The organism is Pseudomonas sputi (genome assembly GCF_021603585.1).
Classification (GTDB): Bacteria; Pseudomonadota; Gammaproteobacteria; order Pseudomonadales; family Pseudomonadaceae; genus Aquipseudomonas; species Aquipseudomonas sputi.
Genome location: NZ_BQHI01000029.1, coordinates 1 through 25,867, shown reverse-complemented (window position 1 = coordinate 25,867; position 25,867 = coordinate 1). Strand labels below are relative to the sequence as shown.

Below are 25,867 nucleotides of genomic sequence, written 5' to 3'. Positions count from 1 at the left end.
GAAACGGGCGACCCGTAGCCGCAACAATCGATAAAAGCTCATACTAGCCATGTCCTCACGTCATACCTTGGATCCACATGAAACGACTGCCTCCCCTGCCCGCCCTGCACACGTTTCTGATCACCGCGCAGTGCTGCAACTTCACCCGGGCCGCCGAGCAGTTGCACATCACTCAGGGTGCAGTGAGCCGGCAGATCGCCGGGCTGGAGGAACATCTGGGCTATGAGCTGTTCATTCGTCTGGCCCGGGGCCTGGAACTGACCGCCGAAGGTCGCGAATGGCTGCCACGGGTGCAGCAGGTGTTCAGCCTGATCGGCGATTCGGTGGAGCAGATCGGTGCCAGGCGCGAAACCCTGCAACTCAAGGCCCCAAGCTGTGTGATGCGCTGGTTGCTGCCGCGACTGTTGCAATGGCAGCGCGAGCGCCCGGACGTGCCGGTGAAACTCACGGCGTCGTTGCAACACGGGGTGGATTTTCATCGCGAGCAGTTCGACGCGGCGGTGATCTACGGCACCGCGCCCCACGACTCCCCCGCCACCCTGCATCTGTTCGATGAGCAACTGACGCCGGTTTGCTCGCCAACGCTGCTCAACGGTGGACCCGCCCTGCACACACCAGCGGATCTGCAACAACACTTGCTGCTGCATCCGACCCACACCGATGACGACTGGGCACTCTGGCTCAAGGCCGCCGAACTGCAATTGAGCAACATCGGCAGCGGTCAGCATTTCGAAACCCTGGATCAGGCGATGTCGATGGCGTCCCACGGGACGGGCGTGGCGATTGGCGACTGGTCGTTGATCGGCGACGACTTGAATGCCGGGCGACTGGTCATGCCGTTCGATCTGAAGGTGAAGACGGGACTGGGTTATTACATCGTCGCGCCGGCGTCGGAGCCGTCGGCGAAATTGCAGGAATTGATGGGGTGGCTGGTGGAGCAGGCTCATACCCGCTGAAGCCTTTGATGATCGTTCCCACGCAGAACCGGTGATCGTTCCCACGCTCCGCGTGGAAATGCTCAGCGGTCTGCGTGGGAACGATCCAGGACTTAATATCCGACGGTAAACCGCTGACGCGAATGCTTCGGCGTTTCCACTTCGTCGATCAGCGCAATCGCGTAGTCGGCGAAGGTGATCCAGCTCTGACCTTCGGCATTCACCAGCAAGTCATCCTTGCCGACGCGGAACTTGCCGGTACGCTCGCCTTCGACAAACAGCGCCGACGGCGACAGGAACGTCCAATCCAGTTCCTGCTCCTGACGCAAGGCCTCGAGGAATGCCGCACCGGCACTGGCCTCAGCCTTGTACTCGGCCGGGAAACCGGCGCTGTCGATCACGCGCGTGCCGTCCGGCAGCAACAGCGAACCGGCACCGCCGACCACCAGCAGACGTTTGACCCCGGCCTGTTTCACCGGACCGATCAGCGCATGGGCCGGCACCGTGGCGAAATGTGCGGCGCTGATGACTGCATCGTGACCGGCGACGGCGTCCTGCAATGCGGCGGCGTCCAGCACGTCGACATTCTTGCTGACCACACCGGCGCGGGCGCCGATCTTCGAGGTATCCCGCGCAATGGCGGTGACGCTGTGGCCGCGACGCAGGGCTTCTTCCAGCAGTTGGCTGCCGGCACGGCCGGTGGCACCAATGATTGCGATCTTGCTCATGACATTCTCCAGTTGGCGTGAGAGTGCTGCGTTTTCAGAATCGGGTTACCACTGCATTTCGCCCTTGGCGACTTTGGCGCTCAGCTCCAGCGAGCTTTCTTCGCCCAGTGTCGGGTAGCGTTTTTTCATCGCGGCGATCAGCGCGGCAGAATCCTTGGCCTTGGCGGTTTCTTCATCGAACGCCTTGATGTAGTCGGCGGTGAATTTCACCGCGGCCAGCGAACGGGCGCTGTCACCCAGGTAGTGCCCCGGCACCACGGTTTTCGGTTTCAGGGTTTCGATCGAGTGCAGGGTTTGCAGCCAGTCGGCATGGGATTGCGCAGTCTGGGTGTCGGCCATCCAGACGTGGATGTTCTCGGCGACGACCACACCGCCGACCACGGCTTTGAGCGAAGGAATCCACACGAAGCTGCGATCCGGCTGTTTGCCGTCCAGGCCGATCACCTGCATTTTCTGCCCTTCGAGCATCAGGCTGTCGCCCTTGAGCACGCCCGGCACGATGGTTTTGGCCGGCACGTCGGCGCCCATTTTCGGGCCCCAGTACGCGAGCTTGCCGTCGACGGTTTGCTTGATGTGATCAACGGTCGGTTGCGAGGCCAGCACCTTGGCATCCGGGAAGGCCTTGGTCAGGGTGTCGAGACCGAAGTAGTAATCCGGGTCACCGTGGCTGATGTAGATGGTGGTCAGTTGCTTGCCGCTGGCGCGGATCTTTTCCACCACTTGCTCGGCCTGAGACTTGCCGAACTGGGCGTCCACCAGAATTGCGTCCTTCTCGCCGCTGACCAGCACCGACGTCACCGGGAAGATCGCGTGGGTGCCCGGGTTGTAGACATCGAGGGTCAGGTTCGCGGCGGCTGCGTGGGCAGCAAAGCCGAGGGTGGCGGTGGCCAGTAAAACGCGCTTGAGGGTGGTGAAGCCGATCATGGGTTGCTCCGCTGTTCGAATGCCGTGCTTGGCGATGGGGACAGAGCTTAGTTGCCAGACTCGTTACAAAAAATGCGATGCTTGGACATAGTTTGTTTCTGAAAGCGGGCAAATCATGGATCGTCTCCAAGCAGTGCGGGTGTTTGTCACGGTGGTGGATCTGGGCAGTCAGTCGGCAGCGGCTGATCACCTGGACCTTTCGCGACCGGTGGTATCACGGTATCTGGCGGAACTGGAAGACTGGGTCGGCGCACGCCTGATGCACCGCACGACCCGCAAGTTGAGCCTGACCGCCGCCGGCAACGAAATCCTGCCGCGCTGTCGGCAGATGCTGGAGCTGTCCAGTGACATGCAGGCCGCCGTCAGCGAACCCGCCGATGCGCCTCGGGGGTTGCTGCGAATCAGCGTCAGCACTTCATTCGGCCAGGCGCAACTGGCCGATGCCATGGCGGCGTTCGTCAAAGCCTATCCGGGGGTGAACATCGACCTGCAAATGCTCGATCGCACCGTGAACCTGGTGGACGAGCGCATCGACCTGGCGATCCGCACCAGCAATGATCTCGACCCGAATCTGATTGCCCGGCGCCTGACGGTCTGTCGTTCAGTGGTCTGCGCAGCGCCCGCCTATCTGCAAGAGCATCCGCAGCCGCAGCGAGTCGAGGAACTGAGCCGGCACAATTGCCTGACCCATTCCTATTTCGGAAAAAGCCTGTGGCATTTCGAGGAGGATGGCGAACCGGTCTCGGTGCCGGTGCAGGGCAACATCAGCGCCAACGAGGCCAGTACCCTGCTGCGCGCGACCCTGGCCGGCGCCGGCGTGGCGATGCTGCCGACCTACCAGGCCGGGGTGCATGTGCACCGCGGCGAACTGGTTCGCCTGCTGCCCCACGCCGAGCCGCGACAGATGAACATCTACGCCGTGTACGCATCGCGCAAGCACATGCCGGCGGCGTTGCGCTGCATGCTGGACTTTCTGGTGCAGCGCTTTCCCGAAAACCCGCAATGGGATATCGGGTTGTAATCCCGTTCACAGAGCCGCTGGCAACTCCACGGCGCTGACCTATGCTGAAAGTAGTACCCAAGGGTATTCGTTCAGAGGTCAACGCCATGAACACCAGAACAAGAAGATACCTCGCGATTTTCATCACCTGCGCGGCCACGCTGGCGCTGTACGGCACCGCGGCATGGCGCGTGGAGCAGCTGCGGCAACTGCCCCGCGAATACGCGAGCTGCAATTTCGAGCGCTGCATCCCTCACAACGCCACCCTCAACGCCCTGCGCTGACACAGGACGTCAGGCGTCGTCGTTCTGTTCGGCCTTCAAACGGTCGCGGAACGCCTTTGGCGAGATCCCCACCCGGCGTCGGAACAGGCGCGTGAAGTTGGTCGGATCGGAAAACCCCAACACCTCGGACATCTCGTAAATGGTCATGCTGGTGTAAGTCAGCAGGCGCTTGGCTTCCAGCAATTGACGCTCGTGCATGATCTGCAACGCCGGTTGCCCCGCCAGTTCGCGGCAAGTGCCATTAAGGTGCGAGACGGAAATCCCCAGGCGATGGGCCAGGTCTTCGACCTTGACGTGCTGTCTGTACGTCTCCTCAACCAGTTGAATAAAGCCATTGAGGTATTCGCGCTGACGCTGCGGGCGTTGCGTGGCGTTGTGACGGCGGATCGCCTGACGGCTGACCCAGACCATGATCACGCTGACCAGCGAATGCATGAGCATTTCACGTGCCGGTTGATGGCCGTTGTACTCGGCCTGCAACGCGGCAAACAGACTGTTGAGGTAATCCGCGTCCTTGCCCGCCGGATAGCTTTCGGCCTGAGCCAGGGCCTGTACCGCGCCGCCCAGTTGCGCCTGCAGATGGTTGATCAACGGGGTGGCGAGGGTGACAACAAACCCTTCGACGTCCTCGGAAAAGCGGAATCCGTGCACCGATAACGGCGGCAGGATCTGGATCGCGGTTTCGTTCAGTTGCGTGCGTTGGCCTTCGATTTCAAGCTCTGCCTGACCTTTGAATACGAAGAGCAACTGGCACAAATCGGCGTGGCGGTGGGGTTTGATTTCCCATTGGTGTTCGCGGCTGCGTTTGGAAATGGTTTCACAGTGCAGCAAGTCAGGGGTCGGCCAGTCCAGGCTTTCACCGTAGAGCTTGAACACCGGAATCGAAGGCAGGTCAGGCTTGTTCATCACTTCAATCCAGGCCTCGAGGTTTGCGGGCGATAATCGCACCGATTGGCAGAATGTACAGGTATCGGCTCAGTTTTCACCTTCAATTGACAGACCCGCAAGGGAAAAATGCAAGCACTCGAATCCTGAAAATCATTCACCGGCCATTGTCGCGTGAAGCTTGCGAGTCATAAAAACAATGAAAACGCTGAAAACCCAAGTCGCCATCATCGGCGCCGGTCCGTCCGGATTATTGCTCGGCCAACTGCTGCACAACGCCGGCATCGAGACCCTGATTCTGGAGCGCCAGACACCTGACTATGTGCTCGGCCGAATCCGCGCCGGCGTGCTTGAACAAGGCATGGTAGAGCTGTTGCGCGAGGCCGGTGTGGGTCAGCGGATGGACGCCGAAGGGCTGGTGCACGGTGGTTTCGAACTGGCCCTCGACGGGCGTCGTGTGCACATCGATCTGCAAGCCCTGACCGGTGGAAAAACCGTGATGGTCTACGGCCAGACCGAGGTCACCCGCGACCTGATGGCCGCTCGTCGGGAGACCGGCGGCCAGACCCTCTACGAAGCCCGCCATGTCGTTCCCTGTGACATGAAAAGCGACGAAGCCTATGTCACGTTTGAAAAGGACGGCGAAACCTGGCGCGTCGATTGTGACTACATCGCCGGTTGCGACGGTTTCCACGGCGTGGCCCGGCAGTCGATTCCCGAGGACTGCCTGAAGGTCTTCGAACGGGTTTATCCGTTCGGCTGGCTGGGCATTCTCGCCGACACGCCACCGATCCACGATGAACTGGTCTACGCCCGCCATGAGCGCGGCTTTGCCCTGTGCAGCATGCGGTCGGCGACCCGCACCCGTTATTACCTGCAAGTGCCGGCCGAAGAAAACGTCGACGACTGGCCCGATCAGCGTTTCTGGGATGAGCTGCGCAATCGTCTGCCGGAGGATCTGGCGCAGAAGCTGGTGACCGGCCCGTCGATTGAAAAGAGCATCGCGCCGCTGCGCAGTTTTGTGGTCGAGCCGATGCAGTACGGGCGGATGTTTCTGGTCGGGGATGCGGCGCACATTGTTCCGCCGACCGGCGCCAAGGGTTTGAATCTGGCGGCCAGCGACGTCAGCACGCTGTTCAGGATTCTGCTGAAGGTCTACCGCGAAAGTCGCACCGACCTGCTGGAGAAGTATTCGGAAATCTGCCTGCGTCGTGTCTGGAAAGCCGAGCGTTTCTCCTGGTGGATGACCTCAATGCTGCACCGCTTCGACGAGCATGATGATTTCAGCCAGCGCATCTGTGCTTCGGAACTGGACTACTTTGTCAGCTCGGAGGCCGGTCAAAAAACCATTGCAGAAAATTACGTCGGGCTTCCTTATGAGGCTATCGAATAGCTTCCTACCGACTTACACTGGCGAGCATCCCCGCTCGCCTGGCGATCTGCGGGACCCTCACTGCCCGCAGGTTTTGCCCGTGACCCACCTCAACCATCCCGAAACGCCCAAACCGGCCATTCGCAGCGTGCTGGTCGCGCTGATGATGGCGATCTTTCTCGGTGCGCTGGATCAGACCATCGTCGCCGTTTCGATGCCGGCCATTTCCGCACAGTTCAAGGACGTCAGCCTGCTGGCCTGGGTGATTTCCGGCTACATGGTGGCGATGACCGTGGCGGTGCCGATCTACGGCAAGCTCGGTGACCTGTACGGGCGGCGCAAACTGATGCTGTTCGGCATGGGCCTGTTCACCCTCGCCTCGCTGTTCTGCGGCATGGCCCAGAGCATGGAGCAACTGGTGCTGGCGCGGATTTTCCAGGGCATCGGCGCCGGTGGGATGATTTCGGTGAGCCAGGCGATCATCGGCGACATCGTCCCGCCTCGCGAACGCGGGCGCTATCAGGGCTATTTCTCAAGCATGTACGCGGTGGCCAGCGTTGCCGGCCCGGTGCTCGGCGGCTACATGACCGAATACCTGTCGTGGCGCTGGGTGTTTCTGATCAACCTGCCGCTGGGCCTGGGCGCGTTCTGGGTAGCGCGGCGCAATCTGATCGGCCTGCCGATTCCCCAGCGCAAACCAATCATCGATTATCTCGGCACGCTGTTGATGATCATCGGCCTGACGGCACTGTTGCTGGCGATCACTCAGGTCGGCCAGGGCCATGCATGGCGCAGCAGCGAAGTGCTCGGCCTGTTCGCTTGCGCGGTGGCGGTGCTGGCGGTGTTCGTCTGGCATGAGCGACGCGCCCGGGAGCCGTTGCTGCCGATGCACCTGTTCACCAACCGCAGCGCCCTGCTGTGCTGGTGCACGATTTTCTTTTGCAGCTTCCAGGCGATTTCCCTGATCGTGCTGATGCCGCTGCGCTTTCAGAGCGTGACCGGCGCGGGGGCCGACAGCGCTGCATTGCACTTGCTGCCGCTGGCGATGGGGTTGCCGATCGGCGCCTATTTCGCCGGGCGCCGCACCTCGATCACCGGACGCTATAAACCGCAGATTCTGTCCGGCGCGCTGCTGATGCCGATCTCGATCCTCGGCATGGCCTTCAGCCCGCCCGATGCGACGTTGCTCAGCAGCCTGTTCATGTTGCTCAGCGGGATTGCCGGCGGCATGCAGTTTCCGACCTCGCTGGTCGGCACACAGAATTCGGTGGAGCAAAAGGATATCGGCGTCGCCACCAGCACCACCAACCTGTTCCGCTCCCTGGGTGGCGCGGTGGGGGTAGCGTTGATGTCGGCGCTGTTGCTGGCGTTGTTGCAGGATTCCAGCTTCGCCCACCTGGCCGGCAGCTCGCTGATGAGCGAAGGGCATTCCGGCAACGTGCTGCTCGACGGCCTGAACGCCGCGCCCGGCGATGCGCAGGATGCCTTGCGCGCCGAGTTGCTGGTGACGTTCCGGCATTTGCTGATGGTCAGCGCGGCGGTGTCACTGCTGGGGCTGGCGGCGGCGATAGCGATGCCGAACCGCTTGTTGCGGGGCCGTGAGCACGGCGCCCGCTGATTGATGCCGATGGCTCCTACGGGCTGCGTGGGAGCGTTGAGGAATCAAGCACTGTAATAACCGACCGCCACCAGCAGATTCCCGACTTTCTTCAGGTAGGCATGCTTGTCCTCGACCTTGCCGGTCACCGGGTTTTTCCAGCGGTATTCGTACTCGCCCTCATCCTGCTTGCCGATCAGCGCCAGAATCGGTTCGCCCACCGGCTTGCCTTCCGGGTCCTCGACCTTGGCGAAATCGGTGTTGATCAGCCGCAGGTTGGTGCCGTGGGCGACATAGCGGTGGTTGTCGAGATTGACCACGAACACATACAAGTCGTCTTGCAAATAACCGCCCTTGAGCGAATTGATCGCTGACAGCGTGCCCTTCTCGTCCTTGGTCAGATCGGCAGCAGCCTTGTCGAGCAACGCTTTGGCCTGCTCCGCCGACGCGCGCGGCAAGTAATAACCCACCGCCAGAATCCGCTGACCGATGCGCTGATAGTAAACGTGCTTGCGCTCGACCTTGCCGTCGGACCAGTTCTGCCAGCGGTATTCGGCCTGCTGGATGCCGTTGCCTTCCGGCACTTTCAAGGCGTCCTTGAAGGACTTCTGCAAGTCCGGCCCGAGCACTTCGCTCACGTCGCGCCCGATCAATGCCGACGACGGCCCACCGCTGGCGAGCATCACGCCCTTGGTGTCGACCACGAACACGTAGCGGTCCTTGTCGACGAATTCGCCCTGACGGCTGAACGCCGCGAACGCCTTGTCGCCGTTGTCGTGGTAATAGGCCAGAGCCTTTTCCAGCAAGGCGATGGCGGCCTTGCTGTCGTCTTTTTCGGTGGTGGCCGCGTTGGCCTGACCGAAACTCAACAGCAGTACCGCGCCGAGCCAGGCCAGTTTTTGCACAAACCCCATGACGCATCCCTCGTTCTTGTTGGTGTTTCAAGAGCGTAGACGGCTTGAGGCCATGTATGGCTATTCAGAAAGCTTCTGAATGTTGCTGCGGCGAGGGCGTTCGCGCCCTCGCCGCACAGGAGGCTTACGGACGGGCGTTGAGTTGCCGTTGCAGGTTCTGGATCTGCGCTTGCAGGGTGTTGATGTTGCGGGTCATCTGCGCTCGGAACGCGTCGAACTCGGCAGTGCTGGTGCCCCCCTGCGCAGCGGCCGGACGATTGTCCTGCTCGCTCTTGAGAATGACGATTTCCTGCTCCAGACGGTCGATGGCGGCGCTCGGATTGCCTTGTTTTTTCAGGGCCGTGATGTCGGCACCGAGGCTCTTGAACTGCGCATCGAAGCCTTTGACCTGAGCATCGAGACTCTTGAGCTGGGCGTCGACCTTGCTGGTGTCGGCCGGCGTGCTTTTGAGGGTCGCCAGTTCGGTGCTCAGGGCTTTGACCTGGGCCTGCAACTGGGTGTTGGCGGTCTGCTGTTCGGTGGTCTGGGCGGTCATCTGCGCCAGGCGCTTGTCCAGATCGCTTGCCTGCCCGGCCACGCCCTGCTGCTGTTTGCTCTGATCCTGAAGGGCGCTTTGCAGCTGTTTGATCTGCTGCTTCAGGGCTTCGCTGTCGGTGGTGACGTTGGTCTGGCTGGCCACGACCTTGCCGGAAATGTCCTGCAGGCGCCCCGCCGCTTCCTCACTGATGCGCGCGAAACTTTCCTGGGTCGCCACCAGTTGCTGCTCCATCAGCGAAATCTGCTGGAAGCTCCACCAGGCCAGACCGATGAATGCGAAGAACAATGCGCCAACCAGTGCCCACAATGGCCCGGTGCTGGCGGCCTTGACCCTGACCACCGGCGGCGTGCGCGAATGCACGGAGGTGCGGGCGGTGACCGGAAAATCGTCGTCATCGAGGGTATCGGCGCGCAGGCTCGGTACATCGTCGAAATCGTCGTGGGCATCGTTACGCATGGACATTGAGGCAACCTTTGTGGAACGCGGTGATGGCAGATTGGCGCGAAGTATAAACCCCGCGGCCGCTGGGGTTGACCCTCAAGCCGTGGCGCGGTTCAGTGCCGGCCGGCAGATTCGTATCAACGAATGTCCTGAGCCTTCCACCAGCCACAGAACTCATCAAGGGCCGTCCACAGACTGACTTTCGGATCGTAGTCCAGATAATGCCGGGCGCGACTGATGTCGAGGGTGAAATTTTTGTTCATCACCTGCATGCCCAGGCGCGACAGGGTCGGCTCGGGACGCCCGGGCCAGAGCTTGCACACACCTTCGTTGAGCGCCGCCATGCTGTAGGCCAGCCCGTAGGAACGGTACTGGGTGACCTGTGGGACTTCCATCTTGCGCATCACGTAATTGACCACATCCCACAGCGGCACCGGGGCGCCGTTGCTGATGTTGTAGGCCTTGCCCAGCGCGGAAGCATCGGCCAGCAGGCTGCTGAGCAATGCTTCATTGAGGTTGTGCACGCTGGTGAAATCGACCTTGTTCAGCCCGTTGCCGATGATCGCCAGACGGCCTTTGCGCTGCATGTTCAGCAGGCGCGGAAAGATGCTCATGTCGCCGGCGCCGGTGACGAAGCGCGGGCGCAGGGCGAGGGTTTCGAGGCCGAATTCCTGGGCGCCGAAGACCTTTTGCTCGGCCAGGTATTTGGTCGCCGCATAGTGATGCTTGAAGCGATTGGGCACTTGTTCCTCGGTCAGGCCGAGATGGTCGCGACCGTCAAAGTAGATCGATGGCGACGACAGATGCACCAGCCGCCGAACCCGTTGTTTCAGGCAGGCCTCGACCACGTTTTCGGTGACCTGCACGTTGCCCTGATGGAAGTCCTGATAACGGCCCCACAAACCGACCGCGCCGGCGCAATGCACCACGGCTTCGACATCGCTGCATAGCGCACGCACCAGATCCGGATCGCTCAAATCGCCTTGAACGAACTCGGCCCCGCGACGCACCAGATGCTCGACACCCTCGGCCCGGCGACCGTTGACCCGCACGTCCAGGCCCTGCTCCAGGGCGAAACGCGCAAAGCGTCCGCCAATGAAGCCGCTTGCGCCGGTGACCAGAATTTTCATGTAGAGCTCCAACAAAACCAGCTGCAAGCTTCAAGCTTCGAGCTGCAAGGTAAAAACAGTACGCAAGCGCTTTACTTGACGCTTGCAGCTTGACGCTCGCAGCTGCTTTCAGGCCACCAGCCATTGCGCCGACGAGCGCACCAATTGCTCGGTCAACAGCCCGAGCAATTGACCGCCATTGCGCCAATGATGCCAGTACAAGGGCACGTCGATCGGTTTATCTGGCAACAGTTCGCGCAGTACGCCGCGCTCCAGTTGCTCGCGCACCTGTAATTCCGGCACCAGTCCCCAGCCGAGTCCCGCTTCGGTCAGGCGGATGAACCCCTCGGACGACGGGCACAGGTGATGTTCGAAACCGCCATCGACGCCGAGGGACGCGAGGTAACGATGCTGGAGAAAATCGTCCGGGCCGAACACCAGCGCCGGGGTGCGCGGTAGCTGTTCGGCCCGCACACCCTCGGGAAAGTGCCGTTCAATGAACGCCGGGCTGGCCAGCGCTCGATAGCGCATCGCCCCGAGCAATACGCTGCGTGCACCCGCCACCGGCCGTTCGCTGGCGCACAGGCAAGCGGCCACTTCACCGGCGCGCATGCGTTTGAGGCCGACGGTCTGGTCTTCGACGATCAGGTCCAGCAACAGATGTTGTTCGGCGCAGAAATCGCCCACCGCCTCGGCCCACCAGGTGGCGAGGCTGTCGGCATTCAGAGCGATGCGCAGGCGCTCCGGCAGGCCCTCTTCGTCCAGCGCCGGTACCAGCGTCTGCAAATCCCGTTCGAGCAGGCGTACCTGCTGCACATGGTTGAGCAGGCGCCGGCCGATCTCGGTCGGCGACGGCGGCGTGCCGCGCACCAGAACCGGCTGGCCGACCCGCGCTTCCAGCAGTTTGATCCGCTGGGAAATCGCCGATTGCGAAAGGCCCAGCACCTGCGCCGCCCGTTCGAATCCGGCCTGCTCGACCACGGCGGCCAGAGCGGAGAGCAATTTGTAGTCGAACATCAGTTTTCCTAATGAGCGATCAGCACTATTGGTTTTTCTTATACAGCCTCAACCGGGAGAATAGCCAGCAAGCACTCTTTATCAAGGACCACCCCCATGGCTGGCGAAACCGCGTTGACCACCCTGCTGCGCAGCATGAACCCTCAGCTCAATGCCGGCGAATACGTGTTCTGCACCCTGCGCGACGGCCAGTTGCCGAGCGGTCTGGAGATCGTCGGCAGTTTCCGTGAACAGGAAGGTCTGACGGTCATTCTCGAACGCTCTCACGCCGAGCGCGCCGGTTTCAGCTTCGACTACGTTGCGGCGTGGATCACCCTGAACGTGCATTCGGCGCTGGAAGCGGTCGGCCTGACTGCCGCCTTCGCCACCGCACTGGGCAAGGCCGGGATCAGCTGTAACGTGATCGCCGGCTTTTACCACGATCATCTGTTCGTCGGTCAGGCCGACGCCGAACGTGCCATGCAAGTGCTGCGCGACCTCGCAGCCCACGCGGAGTAATCGTCATGTGGCAAAGCTATACCAATGGTTTGCTGGTGGCGTTCGGGCTGATCATGGCGATCGGCACGCAAAATGCCTTTGTCCTGGCCCAGAGCCTGCGGCGTGAACATCACTTGCCGGTCGCCGCGCTGTGCGTCACCTGCGATGCGCTGCTGGTGGCGGCCGGCGTGTTCGGTCTGGCCACGGTGCTGGCGCAGAACCCGACATTGCTGGCAGTTGCCCGCTGGGGCGGCGCGGTGTTCCTGATCTGGTACGGCAGCCAGGCGCTGCGCCGGGCCTGCTCGAAACAGAGCCTGCAACAGGGTGAAAACCAGACTGTGCGTTCGCTGAGGGCGGTAATGCTCAGTGCACTGGCGGTGACGCTGCTCAATCCGCACGTCTATCTCGACACCGTTTTGCTGATCGGTTCTCTCGGTGCGCAACAGTCGGTGCCCGGCGCTTATGTGGTCGGCGCGGCGAGTGCTTCGCTGCTGTGGTTCTTTACCCTGGCGTTCGGCGCGGCATGGCTCGCACCATGGCTGGCACGGCCGAGTACCTGGCGGATTCTCGATCTGTTGGTGGCGGTGATGATGTTCACCGTGGCGGGTCAGCTCATTCTGGCTTCGTGATTATTCCAAACAGCTCTGGAACCTCTATCCCACACAGTTGTTGCGTGGTTAAGCCGCACCCCCGGTGCTATGATCCGAACCCTGCGCCGCAAAGAGTAAAAACTCGCCGGTGCATTTCTGGCCGCCCGTGATCGGCCTTGCGCTCACCGCAACAGACCTGATTAGGAGAATCATCATGGCTTTCGAATTGCCGCCGCTGCCTTACGCACACGATGCCCTGCAGCCGCACATTTCCAAGGAAACCCTGGAATTCCACCACGACAAGCACCACAACACCTACGTCGTGAACCTGAACAACCTGGTGCCAGGCACCGAGTTCGAAGGCAAGACCCTGGAAGAGATCGTCAAGACTTCCTCGGGCGGCATCTTCAACAACGCCGCTCAGGTCTGGAACCACACCTTCTACTGGAACTGCCTGGCGCCAAATGCCGGCGGTCAACCAACCGGCGCACTGGCTGAAGCCATCAACGCGGCGTTCGGTTCGTTCGACAAGTTCAAGGAAGAGTTCAGCAAAACCTCGATCGGCACCTTCGGTTCCGGCTGGGGCTGGCTGGTGAAAAAGGCTGACGGTTCCCTGGCGCTGGCCAGCACCATCGGCGCCGGCAACCCGCTGACCAGCGGCGACACCCCGCTGCTGACCTGCGACGTCTGGGAACACGCTTACTACATCGACTATCGCAACCTGCGTCCGAAGTACGTCGAGGCGTTCTGGAACCTGGTCAACTGGAAGTTCGTGGCCGAGCAGTTCGAAGGCAAGACCTTCACCGCTTAAGCTGCACGCCAGACAAAAACCCGGCTTTGCCGGGTTTTTTTATACCTGCGAAAATCATCGTGGGTGCGTTGCATCGCAAACAGGGCCTTTTCCCACATCTGATACAGCCCTTCTCCCCTTGCTCCCAGGCCACGGCGGACTAACATCAAAAAAAGGAAAAATTGTCCGACGCCCCTCAAGTTGGAGGCCGAAACTACCGACACAGTACAACCAGGGCAAAGACTCCAGACAGCAGCATTTCGGCCAAGGCCACGGACAAATATTCTGCGGCTCGATTGTCCCTTTGACTGCCAACACGGGATTGCCAATACTCATGGCAACTTGACGCTACCCGCACGGAACAAGGAATAACCCTTTGAAGCTGGAACTCAAGAACAGCTTGTCGGTGAAGTTGCTCCGGGTCGTGCTCCTGTCGGCATTGATCGTCGGCGTGGTCTTGAGCTGCGCACAGATCGTGTTCGATGCCTATAAAACACGCCAGGCCGTCGCCGGCGATGCCGAACGCATCCTCGACATGTTCCGCGATCCCTCCACCCAGGCCGTCTACAGCCTGGACCGGGAGATGGGCATGCAGGTGATCGAAGGCCTGTTCCAGGATGACGCCGTGCGCCAGGCCTCCATCGGTCATCCCAACGAAGCCATGCTCGCGCAAAAGTCGCGTGAGCTGCAGCAGTCCAACAGCCGCTGGCTGACCGACCTGATCCTCGGCCAGGAGCGCACGTTCACCACCCAACTGGTGGGGCGCGGGCCCTACAGCGAGTATTACGGCGACCTGAGCATCACCCTCGACACAGCCACCTACGGTCAGGGTTTCATCGTCAGTTCGGTGATCATCTTCATTTCCGGCGTGTTGCGCGCCCTGGCCATGGGCCTGGTGCTGTATCTGGTCTATCACTGGCTGCTGACCAAACCGCTGTCGCGGATCATCGAACACCTCACCGAGATCAACCCGGACCGCCCCAGCGAACACAAGATTCCGCAGCTCAAGGGCCACGAAAAAAACGAACTGGGGATCTGGATCAACACCGCCAACCAGTTGCTCGAATCCATCGAACGCAACACCCACCTGCGCCACGAAGCGGAAAACAGCCTGCTGCGCATGGCCCAGTACGACTTCCTGACCGGCCTGCCGAACCGCCAGCAATTGCAGCAGCAACTGGACAAGATTCTGGTGGATGCCGGCAAGCTGCAACGCAGGGTCGCCGTGCTTTGCGTAGGTCTGGACGATTTCAAAGGTATCAACGAACAATTCAGCTACCAGACCGGCGACCAGTTATTGCTCGCCCTGGCTGACCGGCTACGCGCCCACAGCGGTCGCCTCGGCGCCCTCGCCCGTCTCGGCGGCGACCAGTTCGCCCTGGTGCAGGCCGATATCGAGCAACCCTACGAAGCGGCGGAACTGGCGCAAAGTATCCTTGATGACCTGGAAGCCCCGTTCGCCCTCGATCATCAAGAGATTCGCCTGCGCGCCACCATCGGCATCACCCTGTTCCCGGAGGACGGCGACAGCACCGAAAAGCTGTTGCAGAAAGCCGAACAGACCATGACCTTGGCCAAGACCCGCTCGCGCAACCGCTATCAGTTCTACATCGCGAGTGTCGACAGCGAGATGCGCCGACGCCGCGAACTGGAAAAAGACCTGCGCGATGCGCTGTTGCGCGACCAGTTCTACCTCGTCTATCAGCCGCAGATCAGCTACCGCGATCACCGCGTGGTAGGGGTCGAGGCATTGATCCGCTGGCAGCATCCGGAACACGGTCTGGTGCCGCCGGACCTGTTCATCCCGCTGGCGGAACAGAACGGTACCATCATTGCCATCGGCGAATGGGTTCTGGATCAGGCCTGCAAGCAACTGCGCGACTGGCACGATCAGGGCTTCGTCGACCTGCGCATGGCGGTCAACCTGTCCACCGTGCAACTGCACCACGCCGAACTGCCGCGGGTGGTCAACAACCTGTTGCAGATGTACCGCCTGCCGCCGCGCAGCCTGGAGCTGGAAGTCACCGAAACCGGCCTGATGGAAGACATCAGCACCGCCGCCCAGCACCTGCTGAGCCTGCGCCGCTCCGGCGCCTTGATCGCTATCGACGACTTCGGCACCGGCTATTCCTCGCTGAGTTATCTCAAGAGCCTGCCGCTGGACAAGATCAAGATCGACAAGAGCTTCGTCCAGGATCTGCTGGATGACGACGATGACGCGACCATCGTTCGCGCCATCATTCAACTAGGCAAAAGCCTGGGCATGCAGGTGATCGCCGAGGGCGTGGAAACCGCCGAACAGGAAACCTACATCATTTCCGAAGGCTGCCACGAAGGTCAGGGCTACCACTACAGCAAACCGCTGCCGGCGCGCGAGTTGAGCATTTATCTCAAGCAGGCCCAGCGCAGCAACGCGGCCATCCTCTGAAATCTTCTTGCCAAGCCCGGCGAACCCCTTGATCCGCCGGGTGCGGTCTGCGCTGTTGATCCAGCGCAAACCCCGTGCAAATAAGAAATATTTCCAGCTACAACCCTTTACACATAATGCGAAAGATTTGCATTATGTCGCAGCTTTGCGCGCCCCCGCGCCTGTCCACTCACAATTACCGAAGCAGGATGTTCGCCATGATTCGTATGCCTCTGGCTACCGCCAGTCTGCTGGCCATCGCTATTTCCCTCGCCGGTTGCGGCGAAGGTAAAGACAAAGAAAAGGCCGCCGCTCCTGCGCCGACTCCGGCTGCGAGCACCGCTGCACCGGCTGCGCCTGCTGCTGCCAGTAAAGTCGACGAAGCCGCCGGCAAAGCCGTTGTCTCGCACTACGCCGATATGGTCTTCGCCGTTTACAGCGATGCCGAATCCACCGCAAAAACCCTGCAAACCGCCATCGACGCGTTCCTCGCCAAGCCGAACGACGACACCCTGAAAGCCGCCAAGGCTGCCTGGGTCGCCGCCCGCGTTCCTTACCTGCAGAGCGAAGTCTTCCGCTTCGGCAACACCATCATCGACGACTGGGAAGGTCAGGTGAACGCCTGGCCCCTGGACGAAGGCCTGATCGACTACGTCGACAAATCCTACGAGCACGCACTGGGCAACCCGGGCGCCACCGCCAACATCATCGCCAACACCGAAGTGCAGGTCGGCGAAGACAAGGTCGACGTCAAGGACATCACCCCGGAAAAACTCGCCAGCCTGAACGAGCTGGGCGGTTCCGAAGCCAACGTCGCCACCGGCTACCACGCCATCGAATTCCTGCTCTGGGGCCAGGACCTGAACGGCACCGGCCCTGGCGCCGGCAACCGTCCGGCTTCGGACTACCTGGAAGGCAAAGGCGCCACTGGCGGTCACAACGACCGTCGTCGTGCCTACCTGAAAGCCGTGACTCAACTGCTGGTCAGCGACCTGGAAGAAATGGTCGCCAACTGGAAGCCGAACGTGGCCGACAACTACCGCGCCACCCTGGAAGCCGAACCGGCTGAAAGCGGCCTGCGCAAAATGCTGTTCGGCATGGGCAGCCTGTCCCTGGGCGAGCTGGCTGGCGAGCGCATGAAGGTGTCCCTGGAAGCGAATTCCCCGGAAGACGAACAGGATTGCTTCAGCGACAACACCCACAACTCGCACTTCTACGATGCCAAAGGCATTCGTAACGTTTACCTGGGCGAGTACACCCGTGTCGACGGCACCAAACTGACCGGCGCCAGCCTGTCGTCGCTGGTGGCCAAGGTCGACCCGGCTGCCGACACCGCGCTGAAAGCCGATCTGGCTGCCACCGAAGCCAAGATCCAGGTCATGGTCGATCACGCCAACAAGGGTGAGCACTACGACCAGCTGATCGCCGCCGGCAACACCGCCGGCAACCAGATCGTCCGCGACGCGATCGCTTCGCTGGTCAAGCAGACCGGTTCGATCGAAGCCGCTGCCGGCAAGCTGGGCATCAGCGACCTGAACCCGGACAACGCCGATCACGAGTTCTGATCACAGCGTCCGCGTTAAAAAAGGCGACCTTCGGGTCGCCTTTTTGCTGGTCGTTCCCACGTCGAACTGTCTGCGTGGGAATGCTCAGTACCCCTGGCGCAAATCAAGCAAACGATAATTCCTCTTATTCAAACCCCGGCGCCCTGTTAGACTTTGCGCCTTTAAATTCGCCCCTTTTGCAGGAAGTCTGATGCCCTCGCTGCCTCTTCGCTTGACCGCACTGTTTCTGGCCCTGGGCCTGAGTGCCTGCGATGACGCCCCGCGTTTCACCAAGGCCGAGCCGGGTGAGGCCCGTTCCGGTGGCGCGGCGACCGTGCGCAAGAGCGATCAGAACGCGTTCTCCCTGCCGTCCGCCAACCTGCCGCCCTCGCGCCGGGTGGACTTTAGCGTCGGCAACAGTTTCTTTCGCAACCCTTGGGTGATTGCGCCGTCGACCACCACGGCCCGTGACGGCCTTGGCCCGCTGTTCAACACCAACGCCTGCCAGAACTGCCACATCAAGGACGGCCGCGGTCATCCACCGACGCCGGATGCGGCCAACGCGGTGTCGATGCTGGTGCGCCTGTCGATCCCCGATGCGCCGCAGTACGCCAAATTGATCGAGCAGGTCGGTGTGGTGCCCGAGCCGGTCTACGGCGGGCAGTTTCAGGACATGGCCGTGCCAGGCGTCACGCCGGAAGGCAAGGTGCGGGTCGACTACATGCCGGTGCCGGTCCGCTTCAAGGACGGCACTGAAGTCGAATTGCGCAAACCGGTCCTGCAGATCACCCAGCTCGGCTACGGCCCGATGCACCCGGACACGCGTTTCTCGGCCCGTGTTGCGCCACCGATGATCGGCCTGGGCCTGCTCGAAGCCATCCCTGAGGAAGCGATCCTCGCCAACGCCGCCGCGCAGGCCAAAGAGAACAACGGCATCAACGGCCGGCCAAACCGGGTCTGGGATGACGCGCAGCAAAAGACCGTCATGGGGCGATTTGGCTGGAAAGCCGGCCAACCCAACCTCAATCAACAAAATGTTCACGCGTTTTCGGGTGATATGGGCCTGACCACCAGCCTGAGGCCGTTTGATGACTGCACCGACGCGCAAACCGCCTGCAAACGGGCGCCGAACGGCAACGGCCCGGACGGCGAACCGGAAGTCAGCGACAACATCCTGCGCCTGGTGCTGTTCTACAGCCGCAACCTCGCGGTTCCCGCCCGTCGTGGAGTCAACGATGCGCAGGTGCTGGCCGGCAAGAATCTGTTTTTCCAGGCGGGCTGCCAGTCCTGTCACACACCGAAATACACAACCGCCGCCAACGCGGCCGAACCTGAACTGGCCCATCAAGTGATTCGCCCCTACAGCGATCTGCTGCTGCACGACATGGGCGAAGGTCTGGCGGACAACCGCACTGAATTCCAGGCTTCCGGCCGCGACTGGCGCACCCCGCCGCTGTGGGGTATCGGCCTGACGCAGACGGTCAGTGGCCACACCCAGTTTCTGCATGACGGCCGCGCCCGCAACCTGCTCGAAGCGGTGCTCTGGCATGGCGGCGAAGCGAAGGCGGCGCAGCAACAGGTTTTGTCTTTCAATGCCGAGCAGCGTGCCGCGCTGCTGGCGTTCTTGAACTCACTTTAAACACTTAAAAGAATCGGGAGCCCGACATGTTCCGTCCCAAGCTGTTGTTCACCAGCCTTGCCGCACTGGCCCTCGGCGCGTGCTCGCCGCAGGATCCGCAAGCCGTCACCTCGGCGGCCATCGCCAAATCGGTGATCCTGCCGACCTACACCCGCTGGGTCGAAGCCGACAAGCAACTGGCCGTCAGCGCCCTCGCCTACTGCCAGGGCAAAGAGACGCTGGACACCGCCCGTGCCGACTTCCTGCATGCACAGAAAGCCTGGGCCGAGCTGCAACCGCTGCTGATCGGCCCGCTGGCCGAAGGCAATCGCTCGTGGCAGGTGCAGTTCTGGCCGGACAAGAAGAACCTGGTCGGCCGTCAGGTCGAGCAGTTGGTCACCGCGCAACCGCAGATCGACGCCGCCGCCCTGGCCAAGTCCAGCGTCGTGGTTCAAGGCCTGTCCGCCTACGAGTACATCCTGTTCGACGCCAAGCCCGACGTGGCCAACGACGCGCAGAAAGCCAAATACTGCCCGCTGCTGGTAGCCATCGGCGAGCGTCAGAAACAACTGGCCGAAGAGATCCTCAACAGCTGGAACAACACCGACGGCATGCTCGCGCAGATGAGCAAATTCCCGAACCAGCGCTACGCCGACTCCCACGAAGCGATCGCCGATCTGCTGCGGGTACAGGTCACCGCCCTCGACACCCTGAAGAAAAAACTCGGCACGCCGATGGGCCGCCAGAGCAAGGGCGTGCCCCAGCCGTTCCAGGCTGACGCATGGCGCAGCCAGTCGTCCATGGAAGCGCTGGAAGCCAGCCTCGCGGCGGCCAAAACCGTCTGGGAAGGCGTCGACAACAAAGGCCTGCGCGGCCTGCTGCCGGCTGAGCAAAAGCCGCTGGCGGACAAGATCGACGCTGCCTATGCAGCCTCGCTCAAACTGTTCGACAGCACCCAGCGCTCGTTGACCGAAATGCTCAACGATGACGCCGGTCGTCAGCAGCTCAACGACATCTACGACAGCCTCAACGTCGTCCACCGCCTGCACGAAGGCGAACTGGCCAAGGCGCTGGGCATCCAACTGGGCTTCAACGCCAACGACGGTGACTGATGAGGGCACGTGCCATGCTGCGACGCCAGGCTCTGACTTTAGGTAGTTTGCTGCTGGGAGCAGTGACACTGGGCGGCTGGACGCTGTTCAAACGCAAGGACCAAAGCCCGCTGCTGCTGTCGGCGCGGGACGACACCGACGGCAAGCACTACGCCGTCGGTTATCGGCTGGACGGCACGAAGGTGTTTGCCACCGAAGTCGGCCAGCGCTGCCACGACATCATCAATCACCCGACGCTGCCGATCGCGCTGTTCGTCGCCCGCCGACCGGGCACCGAGAGCTACCTGATCGACTTGCGCAACGGCGCATTGCTGCAAACCGTGACGTCGCAGCCGAACCGGCATTTCTACGGCCACGCGGTAATCCACCACAGCGGCGACTACCTGTACGCCACCGAAAACGACACCACCGATCCGGGCCGTGGCCTGCTCGGCGTGTACAAATTCGAAGGCGAACGACTGGTGCACAGCGGCGAGATTCCCACCCACGGCCTCGGCCCGCATCAGGTGTCATGGATGCCCGACGGTGAAACCCTGGTGGTGGCCAACGGCGGGATCCGCACCGAGGCCGAAAGCCGGGTCGACATGAACCTCGACGCCATGGAACCGAGTCTGGTGCTGATGCAACGCGACGGCACCCTGCTGAGCAAGGAAACCCTCGCCCAACAGATGAACAGCGTGCGCCACCTGGGGATCGCCAGCGACGGCACCATCGTCGCCGGCCAGCAATTCATGGGGCCTTCCCACGAACGCTCGGAACTGCTGGCGATCAAACGTCCCGGCCAGCCATTCGTGGCGTTCCCGGTGCCGGAGCATCAGTTGCAGTCGATGGGGCATTACACCGCCAGCGTCGCCGTGCACAGCGACCTGCGTCTGGTGGCGCTGACCGCACCGCGCGGCAATCGCTTCTTCATCTGGGACCTGGACAGCGGCGAAGTGCGCCTCGACGCCCCGTTGCCCGACTGCGCCGGCGTCGGTGCGGTGAAGGACGGGTTTGTCGTGACCTCCGGTCAGGGACGCTGCCGCTACTACGATTGCCGCCAGGACGATCTGTTGGCCAAACCACTGGATTTGCCCGCAGGGCTCTGGGACAACCATCTTCATCTGATGGCCTGAAATTCGCCGCCGACCGTTCGGTCGGCGGCCCCGCTTTTCTCCACCTTCTTCCCTTACACCCGATAAAAACTGGCAGTTGGAATCCCTGCCGGACTCGGGGTAATGTGCCCGCCTGTCTCGCCTGATTTTCTCCAAGGAACTGGAAATATGCTGCGTCGCCGCATGCTGATCATGTTGGGTGTTGTACTGCTGATCGTTTTGCTTCTCGCCGGTTACAAGGCCTTCTCGATCTATACGATGATCCAGGGCTTTTCAAAACCGAAGCCGCCGATCAGTGTCGCCGTGGCCACGGCTGTCGAGCGCCCGTGGCAGATGCGCCTGCCCACCGTCGGTACACTGAAGGCGCTGCAAGGCGTCGACCTGAGCCTGGAGAACGCCGGCACCGTCACCGAGCTGAAGTTCGAATCGGGGCAGAAGGTCAAGGCCGGCCAGCCGTTACTGCAACTGGACAGCGCCGTCGAAGCCGCCTTCCTCGAAACCGCCAAGGCCGATCTCGGTCTCGCGCAACTCGATTACGGTCGCGGCAGCCAGCTCGTCGGCAGCAGCGCCATCTCCAAAGGCGAATTCGACCGACTCTCGGCGCAACTGCAAAAAAACAAGGCGACGGTCAATCAACTCAATGCGGCGCTGGCCAAAAAACGCATCGTCGCACCCTTCAGCGGCACCATCGGCATCCGCCTCGTCGACATCGGCGACTACCTCGCCAGCGGCACCAAGATCGCCACCCTGCAGGATCTGAGCAGCCTCTACGCCGACTTCTACGTGCCCGAACAGTCGGTGCCGAAACTGGCCATCGGGCAACCGGTACAGATTACGGTCGCGGCGTATCCCGGCGAGAACTTCACCGGCGCCATCAGCGCCATCAACCCCATCGTCGAGAGCACCACCCGCAACATTCTGGTTCGCGCCACCCTGGCCAACCCCGACGGCAAGTTGCTGCCGGGCATGTTCACCAGTGTCGAGGTGCTGCTGCCGGATCCGCAGAAACACGTCGTGGTCCCGGAAAGCGCGATCACCTACACCCTGTACGGCAACTCGATATACGTGGTCACCCAGAAAAAAGCCGAAGACGGTACCGTCGAAAAAGACGACAAGGGCCAACCGGTGCTGATCGCCGAGCGTCGGTTCGTCGAGACCGGCGAACGCCGCGATGGCCAGGTGATGATCAACAAGGGCGTGCAGAACGGCGAACAGGTGGTGACGGCCGGCCAGATCAAACTGGACAACGGCGCCCACATTGCCATCAGCGATGACAAGACCCTCGGCGAGCAGAACAGTCCGCCCCGCGCCGACTGATCAAGGAAACCCCATGGCTTTTACCGATCCGTTCATCCGCCGCCCGGTGCTCGCCACCGTGGTCAGCCTGCTGATTGTGCTGCTGGGCTTCCAGGCCTGGAGCAAGCTGCCGCTGCGCCAGTATCCGCAAATGGAAAACGCCCTGATCACGGTGACCACCGCGTATCCCGGGGCCAACGCCGAAACCATCCAGGGCTATATCACCCAGCCGATGCAACAGAGCCTGGCCAGTGCCGAGGGTATCGACTACATGACCTCGGTCAGTCGCCAGAACTTCTCGGTGATTTCGATCTACGCGCGCATCGGCTCCAACAGCGACCGCTTGTTCACCGAACTGCTGGCCAAGGCCAACGAGGTAAAGAACAAACTGCCCCAGGACGCCGAAGATCCGGTGCTGAGCAAGGAAGCCGCCGACGCTTCGGCGCTGATGTACATCAGCTTCTTCAGCAAGGAGCTGAACAACCCGCAGATCACCGACTACCTGTCGCGGGTGATCCAGCCGAAACTGGCGACCCTGCCGGGCATGGCCGAGGCGGAGATTCTCGGCAACCAGGTGTTCGCCATGCGCCTGTGGATCGACCCGGTGAAACTCGCCGGTTTCGGCCTCAGCGCCAGCGACGTGACCAACGCGGTGCGCCAGTACAACTTCCTCTCCGCCGCCGGCGAAGTGAAAGGCGAGTACGTGGTCACCAGCATCAACGCCAACACCGAACTGAAGTCCGCAGAAGCCTTCGGCAAGATCCCGCTCAAGGTCAGCGGCGACAGCCGGGTGCTGCTCAGCGATGTGGCGCGGGTCGAGATGGGCGCGGAAAACTACAACTCGATCAGTTCGTTCGGCGGTACGCCCTCGGTGTACATCGGGATCAAGGCCACGCCCGGGGCCAACCCGCTGGACGTTATCAAGGAAGTACGCAAGATCATGCCGGAGCTGGAAGCCCAGCTGCCGCCCAACCTCAAGAGCGAAATCGCCTACGACGCCACGCTGTTCATCCAGGCCTCCATCGACGAAGTGGTGAAAACCCTGTTCGAGGCGGTGCTGATCGTGATCGTGGTGGTTTTCCTGTTCCTCGGTGCGCTGCGTTCAGTGGTGATTCCGGTGGTGACCATCCCGCTGTCGATGATCGGCGTGATGTTCTTCATGCAGATGATGGGCTACTCGATCAACCTGCTGACACTGCTGGCGATGGTGCTGGCCATCGGGCTGGTGGTGGACGACGCGATTGTGGTGGTGGAAAACATCCACCGGCACATCGAGGAAGGCAAGACACCGCTGGAGGCCGCGCTCGAAGGCGCCCGGGAAATCGCCATGCCGGTGGTGTCGATGACCATCACCCTGGCAGCGGTGTATGCACCGATCGGGTTCCTCACCGGGCTGACCGGGGCGCTGTTCAAAGAGTTTGCGTTGACCCTGGCCGGCGCGGTGGTGATCTCCGGCGTCGTTGCCCTGACCCTGTCGCCGATGATGTGCGCCATGCTGCTGCGCCATGACGAAAATCCCACGGGCCTGGCCCATCGCCTGGACCGGATTTTCGACAGCCTCAAGCGTCGCTATCAGAGCATGCTGCACGGTACGCTCAACACCCGGCCGGTGGTGCTGGTATTTGCGGTGATCGTGCTGTGCCTGATTCCGGTACTGCTCAAGTTCACCAAGTCGGAACTGGCACCGGACGAGGATCAGGGCATCATTTTCATGATGGCCAACGCCCCGCAACCGACCAACCTCGATTACCTGAACACCTACACCGACGAATTCATCAAGATCTTCAAAGAGTTTCCGGAGTACTACTCCTCGTTCCAGATCAACGGCTATAACGGGGTGCAGAGCGGCATCGGCGGTTTCCTGCTCAAGCCGTGGAACGAGCGCAGCCGCACGCAAATGGAGATCCTCCCCGAAGTGCAGGGCAAACTCGAGGGCATTGCGGGTCTGCAGGTCTTCGGTTTCAACCTGCCATCCCTGCCCGGTACCGGTGAAGGCCTGCCGTTCGAGTTCGTGATCAACACCGCCAACGATTACGAGCTGTTGCTGCAAGTGGCCGACCGGATCAAGAAGCGCGCCATGGAGTCGGGCAAGTTCGCCTTCGTCGACCTCGACCTGGCTTTCGACAAGCCCGAAGTGGTGGTCGACATCGACCGCGCCAAGGCGGCGCAGATGGGCGTGTCGATGCAGGATCTGGGCGGTACGCTGGCGACTTTGCTGGGCGAGGCGGAAATCAACCGGTTCACCATCGAAGGCCGCAGCTACAAGGTCATCGCCCAGGTCGAACGGGCCTACCGCGACAACCCGGACTGGCTGAACAACTACTACGTGAAAAACACCCAGGGCGAACTGCTGCCGCTGTCGACCCTGATCACCGTGACCGACCGCGCACGACCGCGACAGCTCAACCAGTTCCAGCAACTCAACGCGGCGAAACTGTCCGGGTTCCCGCTGGTGAGCATGGGTGAAGCCATCGACGCCGTGTTGCAGATCGCCCGGGAAGAGGCCCCGGCCGGTTTTGCCTTCGATTACGGCGGCGCCTCCCGGCAGTTCGTCCAGGAAGGCAGCGCGCTGTGGGTGACCTTCGCGTTGGCGCTGGCGATCATTTTCCTGGTGCTCGCGGCGCAGTTCGAAAGCTTCCGCGACCCGCTGGTGATTCTGGTGACCGTGCCGTTGTCGATCTGCGGGGCGCTGATTCCGCTGTTCCTGGGCTGGTCGAGCATGAACATCTACACCCAGGTCGGGCTGGTGACGCTGATCGGGCTGATCAGCAAGCACGGGATCCTGATCGTCGAGTTCGCCAACCAGTTACGCAAGGACAAGGGGCTCACGCCTCGGGAGGCGGTGGAAGAAGCGGCGGCGATTCGTCTGCGTCCGGTGTTGATGACCACCGCGGCGATGGTGTTCGGCATGGTGCCGCTGATCCTGGCCACCGGTGCCGGTGCGGTCAGTCGCTTCGACATCGGGACGGTGATTGCCACGGGGATGTCGATCGGGACGCTGTTTACGCTGTTTGTCCTGCCATGCGTTTATACCGTGCTGGCGAAACCCGATCCCAAGCCATAACGCAATAAAAAAGGTTCATCACGGATTGCCGGGAAACACGCTCTTGATCTTCATGAAAAAGAATTCGCTATCCCGGTAACCGTACGCCATCCGTTTGATGACCTTTATTCGATTGTTTATGCCTTCCAGCT

At 61.7% G+C, this 25,867-nt stretch carries 23 protein-coding genes; 15 read left to right on the top strand and 8 right to left on the bottom strand.

Annotated features, from left to right (window positions below; translation table 11 throughout):
- The first annotated feature begins 77 nt into the window (after positions 1-77).
- Entirely contained in the window at positions 78-956 is an 879-nt protein-coding gene (locus L6D81_RS25560) for a LysR substrate-binding domain-containing protein (RefSeq protein ID WP_236182430.1), read from the top strand.
- Positions 957-1,048: 92 nt separating this feature from the next.
- Here the strand turns inward: L6D81_RS25560 and L6D81_RS25555 are convergent, their stop codons facing one another.
- Both L6D81_RS25555 and L6D81_RS25550 read right to left on the bottom strand, forming a co-directional pair.
- A complete protein-coding gene (locus L6D81_RS25555; RefSeq protein WP_236182429.1) occupies positions 1,049-1,663 on the bottom strand; it encodes an NAD(P)-dependent oxidoreductase in 615 nt (204 codons plus the stop codon).
- Positions 1,664-1,708: 45 nt separating this feature from the next.
- Positions 1,709-2,587 (bottom strand): MBL fold metallo-hydrolase, encoded by an 879-nt coding sequence (locus L6D81_RS25550; protein WP_236182428.1) that lies wholly within the window; start codon positions 2,585-2,587, stop codon positions 1,709-1,711.
- 115 nt (positions 2,588-2,702) lie between these two features.
- On the opposite strand from L6D81_RS25550, the gene L6D81_RS25545 reads away from it, so the two are divergent.
- Positions 2,703-3,608: a LysR family transcriptional regulator gene (locus L6D81_RS25545; RefSeq protein WP_236182427.1), complete on the top strand. Its 906-nt coding sequence runs from the start codon at positions 2,703-2,705 to the stop codon at positions 3,606-3,608.
- 41 nt (positions 3,609-3,649) lie between these two features.
- Positions 3,650-3,871, top strand: coding sequence for a hypothetical protein (locus L6D81_RS25540; protein WP_011335701.1), 222 nt, complete (start codon positions 3,650-3,652; stop codon positions 3,869-3,871).
- 9 nt (positions 3,872-3,880) lie between these two features.
- Here the strand turns inward: L6D81_RS25540 and L6D81_RS25535 are convergent, their stop codons facing one another.
- A complete protein-coding gene (locus L6D81_RS25535; RefSeq protein ID WP_236182426.1) occupies positions 3,881-4,777 on the bottom strand; it encodes a helix-turn-helix domain-containing protein in 897 nt (298 codons plus the stop codon).
- Between the two features lie 178 nt (positions 4,778-4,955).
- On the opposite strand from L6D81_RS25535, the gene pobA reads away from it, so the two are divergent.
- Together pobA and L6D81_RS25525 are read left to right on the top strand one after the other, a co-directional pair.
- Positions 4,956-6,149 (top strand): 4-hydroxybenzoate 3-monooxygenase, encoded by a 1,194-nt coding sequence (gene pobA, locus L6D81_RS25530; protein ID WP_236182425.1) that lies wholly within the window; start codon positions 4,956-4,958, stop codon positions 6,147-6,149.
- Between the two features lie 79 nt (positions 6,150-6,228).
- On the top strand, positions 6,229-7,746 hold the full coding sequence (locus L6D81_RS25525; RefSeq protein ID WP_236182424.1) for an MDR family MFS transporter: 1,518 nt from the start codon (positions 6,229-6,231) through the stop codon (positions 7,744-7,746).
- 44 nt (positions 7,747-7,790) lie between these two features.
- Here L6D81_RS25525 and L6D81_RS25520 read toward each other — a convergent pair whose 3' ends face one another.
- The 4 genes from L6D81_RS25520 to L6D81_RS25505 form a co-directional block, all read right to left on the bottom strand.
- Positions 7,791-8,639, bottom strand: a complete 849-nt coding sequence (locus L6D81_RS25520; protein WP_236182423.1) for a cache domain-containing protein — start codon at positions 8,637-8,639, stop codon at positions 7,791-7,793.
- 124 nt (positions 8,640-8,763) lie between these two features.
- On the bottom strand, positions 8,764-9,639 hold the full coding sequence (locus L6D81_RS25515; protein ID WP_236182422.1) for an ATPase: 876 nt from the start codon (positions 9,637-9,639) through the stop codon (positions 8,764-8,766).
- A 116-nt stretch (positions 9,640-9,755) separates the two neighbouring features.
- Positions 9,756-10,748: an NAD-dependent epimerase/dehydratase family protein gene (locus tag L6D81_RS25510; RefSeq protein ID WP_236182421.1), complete on the bottom strand. Its 993-nt coding sequence runs from the start codon at positions 10,746-10,748 to the stop codon at positions 9,756-9,758.
- 108 nt (positions 10,749-10,856) lie between these two features.
- Positions 10,857-11,744: a LysR family transcriptional regulator ArgP gene (locus L6D81_RS25505; protein WP_236182420.1), complete on the bottom strand. Its 888-nt coding sequence runs from the start codon at positions 11,742-11,744 to the stop codon at positions 10,857-10,859.
- Positions 11,745-11,840: 96 nt separating this feature from the next.
- On the opposite strand from L6D81_RS25505, the gene L6D81_RS25500 reads away from it, so the two are divergent.
- From L6D81_RS25500 to L6D81_RS25455, 10 genes are all read left to right on the top strand, one after another.
- Positions 11,841-12,242: an ACT domain-containing protein gene (locus L6D81_RS25500; RefSeq protein ID WP_236182419.1), complete on the top strand. Its 402-nt coding sequence runs from the start codon at positions 11,841-11,843 to the stop codon at positions 12,240-12,242.
- A gap of 5 nt (positions 12,243-12,247) precedes the next feature.
- Positions 12,248-12,850, top strand: coding sequence for a LysE/ArgO family amino acid transporter (locus L6D81_RS25495; protein WP_236182418.1), 603 nt, complete (start codon positions 12,248-12,250; stop codon positions 12,848-12,850).
- A 175-nt stretch (positions 12,851-13,025) separates the two neighbouring features.
- Positions 13,026-13,622, top strand: a complete 597-nt coding sequence (locus tag L6D81_RS25490) for a superoxide dismutase (RefSeq protein ID WP_003227660.1) — start codon at positions 13,026-13,028, stop codon at positions 13,620-13,622.
- A 355-nt stretch (positions 13,623-13,977) separates the two neighbouring features.
- The gene (locus L6D81_RS25485; protein ID WP_064383811.1) at positions 13,978-16,029 is read left to right on the top strand and encodes a putative bifunctional diguanylate cyclase/phosphodiesterase; all 2,052 of its coding nucleotides are present in this window, start codon (positions 13,978-13,980) and stop codon (positions 16,027-16,029) included.
- Between the two features lie 197 nt (positions 16,030-16,226).
- On the top strand, positions 16,227-17,573 hold the full coding sequence (locus L6D81_RS25480) for an imelysin family protein (protein WP_236182417.1): 1,347 nt from the start codon (positions 16,227-16,229) through the stop codon (positions 17,571-17,573).
- 190 nt (positions 17,574-17,763) lie between these two features.
- The gene (locus L6D81_RS25475) at positions 17,764-19,191 is read left to right on the top strand and encodes a di-heme oxidoreductase family protein (protein ID WP_236182416.1); all 1,428 of its coding nucleotides are present in this window, start codon (positions 17,764-17,766) and stop codon (positions 19,189-19,191) included.
- A gap of 26 nt (positions 19,192-19,217) precedes the next feature.
- On the top strand, positions 19,218-20,282 hold the full coding sequence (locus L6D81_RS25470) for an imelysin family protein (RefSeq protein ID WP_236182415.1): 1,065 nt from the start codon (positions 19,218-19,220) through the stop codon (positions 20,280-20,282).
- A gap of 14 nt (positions 20,283-20,296) precedes the next feature.
- Entirely contained in the window at positions 20,297-21,397 is a 1,101-nt protein-coding gene (locus L6D81_RS25465) for a DUF1513 domain-containing protein (RefSeq protein ID WP_236182414.1), read from the top strand.
- A 147-nt stretch (positions 21,398-21,544) separates the two neighbouring features.
- On the top strand, positions 21,545-22,693 hold the full coding sequence (locus L6D81_RS25460) for an efflux RND transporter periplasmic adaptor subunit (protein ID WP_236182413.1): 1,149 nt from the start codon (positions 21,545-21,547) through the stop codon (positions 22,691-22,693).
- A 13-nt stretch (positions 22,694-22,706) separates the two neighbouring features.
- Positions 22,707-25,736: a multidrug efflux RND transporter permease subunit gene (locus L6D81_RS25455; protein ID WP_236182412.1), complete on the top strand. Its 3,030-nt coding sequence runs from the start codon at positions 22,707-22,709 to the stop codon at positions 25,734-25,736.
- A gap of 18 nt (positions 25,737-25,754) precedes the next feature.
- Here the strand turns inward: L6D81_RS25455 and L6D81_RS25450 are convergent.
- Positions 25,755-25,867: transposase (locus tag L6D81_RS25450; protein ID WP_036984840.1), on the bottom strand; the 113-nt coding region annotated here is incomplete at its 5' end.

What these genes read in the sequence shown, in the direction of transcription:
- pobA (WP_236182425.1), top strand. Translation starts at nt 4,956, where the DNA reads ATGAAAACGCTGAAAACCCAAGTCGCCATCATCGGCGCCGGTCCGTCC.
- L6D81_RS25535 (WP_236182426.1), bottom strand. Translation starts at nt 4,777, where the DNA reads ATGAACAAGCCTGACCTGCCTTCGATTCCGGTGTTCAAGCTCTACGGT.
- L6D81_RS25470 (WP_236182415.1), top strand. Translation starts at nt 19,218, where the DNA reads ATGTTCCGTCCCAAGCTGTTGTTCACCAGCCTTGCCGCACTGGCCCTC.
- L6D81_RS25515 (WP_236182422.1), bottom strand. Translation starts at nt 9,639, where the DNA reads ATGTCCATGCGTAACGATGCCCACGACGATTTCGACGATGTACCGAGC.
- L6D81_RS25555 (WP_236182429.1), bottom strand. Translation starts at nt 1,663, where the DNA reads ATGAGCAAGATCGCAATCATTGGTGCCACCGGCCGTGCCGGCAGCCAA.
- L6D81_RS25455 (WP_236182412.1), top strand. Translation starts at nt 22,707, where the DNA reads ATGGCTTTTACCGATCCGTTCATCCGCCGCCCGGTGCTCGCCACCGTG.
- L6D81_RS25510 (WP_236182421.1), bottom strand. Translation starts at nt 10,748, where the DNA reads ATGAAAATTCTGGTCACCGGCGCAAGCGGCTTCATTGGCGGACGCTTT.
- L6D81_RS25560 (WP_236182430.1), top strand. Translation starts at nt 78, where the DNA reads ATGAAACGACTGCCTCCCCTGCCCGCCCTGCACACGTTTCTGATCACC.
- L6D81_RS25520 (WP_236182423.1), bottom strand. Translation starts at nt 8,639, where the DNA reads ATGGGGTTTGTGCAAAAACTGGCCTGGCTCGGCGCGGTACTGCTGTTG.
- L6D81_RS25495 (WP_236182418.1), top strand. Translation starts at nt 12,248, where the DNA reads ATGTGGCAAAGCTATACCAATGGTTTGCTGGTGGCGTTCGGGCTGATC.
- L6D81_RS25545 (WP_236182427.1), top strand. Translation starts at nt 2,703, where the DNA reads ATGGATCGTCTCCAAGCAGTGCGGGTGTTTGTCACGGTGGTGGATCTG.
- L6D81_RS25540 (WP_011335701.1), top strand. Translation starts at nt 3,650, where the DNA reads ATGCTGAAAGTAGTACCCAAGGGTATTCGTTCAGAGGTCAACGCCATG.
- L6D81_RS25550 (WP_236182428.1), bottom strand. Translation starts at nt 2,587, where the DNA reads ATGATCGGCTTCACCACCCTCAAGCGCGTTTTACTGGCCACCGCCACC.
- L6D81_RS25460 (WP_236182413.1), top strand. Translation starts at nt 21,545, where the DNA reads ATGCTGCGTCGCCGCATGCTGATCATGTTGGGTGTTGTACTGCTGATC.
- L6D81_RS25465 (WP_236182414.1), top strand. Translation starts at nt 20,297, where the DNA reads ATGCTGCGACGCCAGGCTCTGACTTTAGGTAGTTTGCTGCTGGGAGCA.
- L6D81_RS25475 (WP_236182416.1), top strand. Translation starts at nt 17,764, where the DNA reads ATGCCCTCGCTGCCTCTTCGCTTGACCGCACTGTTTCTGGCCCTGGGC.
- L6D81_RS25500 (WP_236182419.1), top strand. Translation starts at nt 11,841, where the DNA reads ATGGCTGGCGAAACCGCGTTGACCACCCTGCTGCGCAGCATGAACCCT.
- L6D81_RS25480 (WP_236182417.1), top strand. Translation starts at nt 16,227, where the DNA reads ATGATTCGTATGCCTCTGGCTACCGCCAGTCTGCTGGCCATCGCTATT.
- L6D81_RS25505 (WP_236182420.1), bottom strand. Translation starts at nt 11,744, where the DNA reads ATGTTCGACTACAAATTGCTCTCCGCTCTGGCCGCCGTGGTCGAGCAG.
- L6D81_RS25490 (WP_003227660.1), top strand. Translation starts at nt 13,026, where the DNA reads ATGGCTTTCGAATTGCCGCCGCTGCCTTACGCACACGATGCCCTGCAG.